Genomic DNA, 6,000 nt, shown 5'->3' on the forward strand with positions numbered 1-6,000 from the left:
CATGTCCTCGCTGCTTGCAATATCTGCTAAAATTTGATCGGCTTGTTTACTCGTCATTTTTTATCCTTTATATTTAATCGTGCAGAAAAGTTACGACTTCGTGTTCTTTTGGTAAATTTTCTCTACCATCAATACCGCGATTTCCGTATTCTGCTAGAGCTTCTTTTAAAATTTTATAAAGCTCGTCCAATGAAATTCCGTCAATACTAGAATTTATATTTTCCAGCTTATATTTTATAAAAAACGGATTATCTGCGAGCATTTTACTTGTAGTCTCGTCATAAATTCGCCTTATATCAAGCTCAATAACATTGCCTTTATAACATAAAATATAAATCTCCTCACCCGTAAATCCATCTCGCGGATCCAGCAGGCATGGATCGCAAACGAACATAAACCAAATATCTCTCTGCCTATCAATAACCCAATCAAGCTGCGCTATAGCCATATCGCTCAAAGTTGTTCTGCAACGATATTTTATTCTATATTTATTCACGATATTTACGACATTATATTTCTCCAAGTCCTCTTTCGAAATATATTCTGCTACAAACGCCACTTTATCCCCTTTTCTTTAAATTTTAGATCTGAAAATTACTTGAATATTCTCTCTAGGAATAGAAATTATAGCACCTATCTTAAACTCATTTAAAATTTCTTTTAAAATATCTACAATCTCCTGTTTTGTTATATCCCCAAGATCGCTTCTTATAGATTCCAGTTCATATATTAATATAAACGGATTATCCGTATCTTTTTTGCCGGTATATTCATTATATATCTTTCTTAAATCAATCTCTATATCTTTGCCTCTATAATGCAAAAGCCATATATATTCACCGCTAAATTCCATATCTCTCGGATCCCCGATAGTGATACTACGCACAGGAAAAAGCCAAATACCCCTATCTCCATCTATGCACCAGTCTCTTGAATTTAAACTTGCGCAACTAAGCTTGCTCTGATGATACTTTTCACATATCTCATTGCACGGTTTTAGTAAATCGTATTTCTCGATATCCTCTTCTGAAATACGCTCTGTAACAAACGCCATTCTCTCTTCCTTAAGAATTTAAAATTTTAAGACTGCTTGCGGGTTGCCGCCGTCTTTTGCTCTTGCGACAGATCGTTTAGCCATTTGCGCAAATGGCTAAATATACGCCAAATTTCATCTTTCCGCGCCGCGTAAATTTTAAAATTTCGCTTTTATGTAAGCGCTGTTTTCTTGCGGGTCTCTCGCCGATAACTCGCCGTCTGCTGCTTAGATGAAATTTTAAAATTCCACTACCTAAACGCACGGATAAAATTTTAAAATTTTGCCGTCCGCGCGCACGAACGAAATTTTAAAATTCCACGCCGCTTAACACGAGCGGGTGAAATTTATAAAAAAATTTCGCCGCCGCAAATCAAAGCGCAAATAAACGCGCTAGCGCACAGAAATCGCGCGGATTAACAAAAGTCGCGCTTGAATTTCATCGATAAATTTATAAATTCCGCCTACGCTTCGGCGGTTTTGTTTTCGTCGATTACGGCTTGCATCGTGTCTCTGGCGTGCTGCAGCCAATCTTTATCACTCGTATCGAGCAGGTCTAGGTAGATGATTTTGACGTGTCCGCTGTGGACGGTGAAATCGTGAGAGTTTGCGATGTGCTGCGTGCCGATGAGCACCACGGGCTGGACGCGCAGACCGAGCTTGCTAACGATCGCTTTGGCGCCGCTTTGAAATTGCAAAAGCTGCGTGCCGCGATGCCTAGTGCCCTCGGGAAACATCGTGATGACGCGCCCTTCGCTCACGCGCTGCTGCACTTCGTGCACGATCCGCACCAGATCGCGCGGATTTGAGCGATCGACCTGGATCATCTTCGGAAGAGTGATGATTTTGCCGATGATAGGGATGTCTGCGATCTCTTTTTTAGCGATCCAGCAGATATCGGCGGGATGGGTTTCTTCGAGCACGACGATATCCATTATGCTTTGGTGGTTGGCGATTACTAACTGCGCGCGCGGATCGGGAGTGCCTATGATCTCGATATCATATCCGACGCCATAGCGCTGAAAGCGCCCCCAAATGCGGCGGAAGCGGCGATGAGAGGAGTTTTTCACCGCCATGGCGATCACGACGCAAACGACGGTAAAAATAAACCAAATCGCGTAAAATAGCGCTCTAATCCTTGCTAAGCTCATCTTTTTTAACCCAGCCGATCTTGTTGCCGCCCAGCATGATTTTATAAAATTCCTTATTCGTACCCAAAATTTCGACCTTTTCGGCATTTTTAGTCACGTAAAACACGGTGGAGCTTTGCATAGGCAAAATTCTAACCGGAGAATTTTGCGCGATACTGCCCGTGCCGTAAGGCCTTTGCGCATAGAAATTTACCGCCAAAATCAGCACTGCAAAGATGAGCGGCGTGATATTTTTACTAAGCAGAAACATCACCAAAAGCACGGCAGCTAGCGTGTAGATCGCGACCTGCTTATAGGCTTCAAACTTGCTCTCTTTCGGATTTAGACCGATCTGCGTGCTAAGATCCTCGGCGCGCGGATTAAGCTCAAGACCGAAATTTTCAAATTTTTTAGTATTAAGATTAAAATAGCTGAAGTCTAAATTTGTGATATTTTTATCCACGACGGCGAAATAATATCCGCTCTGACTCGCGTATGTGCCGCGTACGGAGTCCACACCCTGCTTGATGATGGCAGGATTATTGATACTAAAAGCGCTGATTGCGCCGTTTCGGATACCAAGATCGAGCGTGAGTAAATTTGAAGCGTCGTCAAATTTAGTAGTTTTGTAGTTTTTAAGTTTCAGCTCGTCGGCTACGATATGCGAAAAATTAGGCTTCGTATCAAGCTTCATAAATTCCGGATTATCAGGTTTGATAGAGCTTTTTTCAAAAAATTCTCCGTTACGCTGCAGCGTCAAAACGAGCTCATTTATCTTATCGCTCTTATCGCTTGCCGCAAACCACAGCGTCGTCTCAAACATCTCGTCGCCCTCAATCCACGTAAGATTGTCGGCATTAAGCCACTTCATACCATTAGTACGGCTGATCTCTAGCTTTGGCTTGACGGTGATTTTCTGCCCTAAATACACGGCGAAATCAATCTTAAAAATTTGATTGCAATACACCTTTCTAGGCATCCCGCTGGCTTTTAGCGTAAGCTCTTTGGGCTTAATGTCCTGATAGACCTTATCGTCGGATACATCCAGATCGACTTCGTTAGTAGGCGCCAAAGCCTTAAGATCGTCGATGCTTAGATTATCCATCGACATAACCTCTTTTTTATTATACTTCAGCATCACCTTGGAATTATCGCGCGTCTGCGGCTCGTCAGGCTTATCCTCAGCTTTTTTCGGCGCGTATTTACTTAGATCATCAAGCGAATCGATCTCAATCTCCGGCGCAGCAAACGCGAGCGTGCAGACACCTAAAATAGTAAGAATTCTTTTTAGCAAATTAAGCCTTTTAGCATTTTCTCTCCGTCCGTGCCGCCCAAAATAGGCTCTATCGCGCGCTCAGGATGCGGCATCAGGCCGAAAATCTTTTTGTTTTTATCGCAAATCCCGGCGATTGCGTCCACTGAGCCGTTCGGATTTAGATCCGCGCCGTTTTCGTTACAATATTTTAGCAGCACGCAATCCTCGTCGTATAGCGACTTTAACGTATCCGCAGGCGCATAGTAGTTGCCTTCACCATGCGCAATCGGGATATTTAAAATTTCGCCCTTATCGCAACAGTGCAGAAATTTATTATCGTTTGAAACGACGCGCAAATTGTGAAATTTTGAGATAAAGCTTAAATTTATATTTTTATTCATCGCGCCTGCGAGCAGCCCCAGCTCCAAAAGCATCTGAAAGCCGTTGCAGATACCCAAAATATAGCCGCCCTTTCGCGCGTGATCAAGCACCGCTTGCATTACGGGGCTAAATTTAGCAATCGCCGCGGTTCGCAGATAATCTCCGTGGCTAAAGCCGCCAGGAAGCACGATCAGATCGGCATTTATAGCGGTTTCTTTATGCCAGATTATCTGCGTTTCGCAACCCAGCGCGTCAAAGGCGTATTTGCTGTCGCGCTCGCAGTTGGTACCGGGGAAATTTATGATCGCTACCTTCATATCACGATCTCGTAGTCTTCAATGACGGTGTTTGCCAAAATTTCATCGCACATCCTAGCGACGTCAGCGTAAATTTTATCCCTATCCTCGTCATCTAGCTCAAGGACGATCTGTTTGGCTACGCGCACATCTCGCACGCCGCTAAATCCAAGCGAAGCGAGGGCGTGTTTGACCGCCTTGCCCTGCGGATCGAGCACGCCCTCTTTAAGTCTTACGTTTACGATTACCTTCATCGCTTATCCTAAAATTCTACGCAAGACCTCTTCGTAGGCCACTTTTACGCTACCGAGATCCTGCCTGAATACGTCCTTATCGAGCTTTTTGTCAGTTTGTTTGTCCCAAAAGCGGCAGCTATCGGGGCTGATCTCATCTGCAAGCAGGATATTTCCGTCCTTATCCCTGCCGAGTTCGATTTTGAAATCCACGAGCTTTAAATTTCGCTCGTCGAAAAATTTAATCAAAATTTCGTTGATCTTGCGCGCGATCTTTTTGAGCTCGTCAAGCTCGCTTTGGCTCTTTACGGCGCCAAGCAGCAAGCAATGCTCGTCGTTTAGTATCGGATCGCCCAGCTCATCGTCTTTGTAGCAAAACTCCACCAGCGTAAACGGAAGCTTCGTGCCCTCTTTGATGCCCAGGCGCTTTGTAAGCGAGCCGGTAGCGATATTGCGAGCGATGATCTCAAGAGGGAAAATCTTACATTTTTTTACGAGCTGCTCGGTCGGGCTGATCGTCTCTACTAGCGCAGTGGCGATGCCGTGCTTTTTAAGCAGATCAAAAATCAGCGTCGAAATTTTACAATTCAGCGCGCCTTTGCCACTCTCTTCGGCCTTCTTGACGCCGTTAAACGCCGTCAGCGAATCTTTAAATTCCGAAATCAAAAGGTCGTCACTTTCGTTAACCGACCACATCTTTTTGCCCTTGCCTTCGTAGATAAGCTCTTTTTTGGTAGCTTGCATCACACTCTCCTTACTTGATGTTTAGAATTTTTATCGCGTCTATTGCGGTTTTTAACTGGATATCGTTATTAATCTGCTCTGCGGTGATGAAACTTTTCTCATCCTTTTTCTGAGCATCTTTTTTCTTGGTCTCGACCTTGGCTAACTCGCCTTGCAGGTGCTTTTTGAGATCAGCTTCTTTTAGCGAGAATTCATCCTCGTCGCGGCTCGGCACCTTGCCCGGCGCCACTACGAGATCGGGTGTCACGCCCACCGCTTGGATGGTGCGGCCACTTGATAGATAGTATCGCGCGATGGTTAGTCGCAGAGCTTCTTTATCCTCTATCGGCAGGATCACCTGCACGCTTCCCTTGCCAAAAGTTTTTTCACCAACTAACACGGCACGCTTTAGATCCTGAAGCGAGCCGCTTACGATCTCGCTTGCGCTTGCGCTGCCGCCGTTTACTAGCACTACCAGAGGCAAATCGGTGATCTTCTTTTTAGGATCGGCGTTATGTGCTTCGGTCTCGTTTTTTGCGCGCCCTTTTTGAGAGACAATAAGACCTTTGCTTACGAATAAATTTACAAGCCCGATCGCTTGATCCAAAAGCCCGCCCGGGTTGTTTCGCAGATCCAAAATAATGCCTTTGGCGTCTTTGTGCTCTTTTATAAATTTACTCGCATCCGCCACTACGTGCTGATCGAAATTCGTAACGCGCAGATATAAAATTTTATCATCCTCGATCATCTTAGCATAGACCGATTCTACTTTGATTATGTCGCGGATAATCTCGACGTCGAAAGGCTTGCTAACTCCCTTACGCACGATCGTTAGAGTGATTTTGGTTTTCGGCTTGCCGCGCATTTTTGAGACTGCATCGTCGATCGTGATGCCGAAGGTCGCGTTGCCATCGATACGCAAGATCACGTCGTTAGCCTGAATGCCCTT

Annotated in this window: 8 protein-coding genes; all 8 read right to left on the bottom strand. The window is 44.8% G+C overall.

The window, feature by feature from the left end:
* Positions 1-73: 73 nt before the first annotated feature.
* Positions 74-559 carry a hypothetical protein gene (locus Q0372_RS06205; RefSeq protein WP_298103873.1) on the bottom strand — a complete coding sequence of 162 codons (486 nt, stop codon included), beginning with the start codon at positions 557-559 and terminating at the stop codon, positions 74-76.
* 15 nt (positions 560-574) lie between these two features.
* A complete protein-coding gene (locus tag Q0372_RS06210) occupies positions 575-1,054 on the bottom strand; it encodes a hypothetical protein (protein WP_298103876.1) in 480 nt (159 codons plus the stop codon).
* A gap of 443 nt (positions 1,055-1,497) precedes the next feature.
* A complete protein-coding gene (locus Q0372_RS06215; RefSeq protein WP_298103877.1) occupies positions 1,498-2,184 on the bottom strand; it encodes a lysophospholipid acyltransferase family protein in 687 nt (228 codons plus the stop codon).
* A complete protein-coding gene (locus Q0372_RS06220) occupies positions 2,165-3,457 on the bottom strand; it encodes an SH3 domain-containing protein (RefSeq protein WP_298103880.1) in 1,293 nt (430 codons plus the stop codon). The genes Q0372_RS06215 and Q0372_RS06220 overlap by 20 nt, the downstream gene beginning before the upstream one ends.
* Positions 3,451-4,116 carry a phosphoribosylformylglycinamidine synthase I gene (gene purQ, locus Q0372_RS06225; RefSeq protein ID WP_298103883.1) on the bottom strand — a complete coding sequence of 222 codons (666 nt, stop codon included), beginning with the start codon at positions 4,114-4,116 and terminating at the stop codon, positions 3,451-3,453. The genes Q0372_RS06220 and purQ overlap by 7 nt, the downstream gene beginning before the upstream one ends.
* Positions 4,113-4,349, bottom strand: coding sequence for a phosphoribosylformylglycinamidine synthase subunit PurS (gene purS, locus Q0372_RS06230; protein WP_297882408.1), 237 nt, complete (start codon positions 4,347-4,349; stop codon positions 4,113-4,115). The genes purQ and purS overlap by 4 nt, the downstream gene beginning before the upstream one ends.
* Positions 4,350-4,352: 3 nt before the next feature.
* Entirely contained in the window at positions 4,353-5,072 is a 720-nt protein-coding gene (gene purC / locus Q0372_RS06235; RefSeq protein WP_297882374.1) for a phosphoribosylaminoimidazolesuccinocarboxamide synthase, read from the bottom strand.
* A 10-nt stretch (positions 5,073-5,082) separates the two neighbouring features.
* The coding region (locus Q0372_RS06240; protein ID WP_298103886.1) for a S41 family peptidase at positions 5,083-6,000 on the bottom strand (918 nt) is incomplete at its 5' end.

Source organism: uncultured Campylobacter sp. (genome assembly GCF_937997405.1).
Classification (GTDB): domain Bacteria; phylum Campylobacterota; class Campylobacteria; order Campylobacterales; family Campylobacteraceae; genus Campylobacter_B.

Coding starts and splice junctions, on each gene's coding strand:
- purC (WP_297882374.1), bottom strand. CDS start 5,072: ATGCAAGCTACCAAAAAAGAGCTTATCTACGAAGGCAAGGGCAAAAAG.
- purS (WP_297882408.1), bottom strand. CDS start 4,349: ATGAAGGTAATCGTAAACGTAAGACTTAAAGAGGGCGTGCTCGATCCG.
- Q0372_RS06215 (WP_298103877.1), bottom strand. CDS start 2,184: ATGAGCTTAGCAAGGATTAGAGCGCTATTTTACGCGATTTGGTTTATT.
- Q0372_RS06210 (WP_298103876.1), bottom strand. CDS start 1,054: ATGGCGTTTGTTACAGAGCGTATTTCAGAAGAGGATATCGAGAAATAC.
- purQ (WP_298103883.1), bottom strand. CDS start 4,116: ATGAAGGTAGCGATCATAAATTTCCCCGGTACCAACTGCGAGCGCGAC.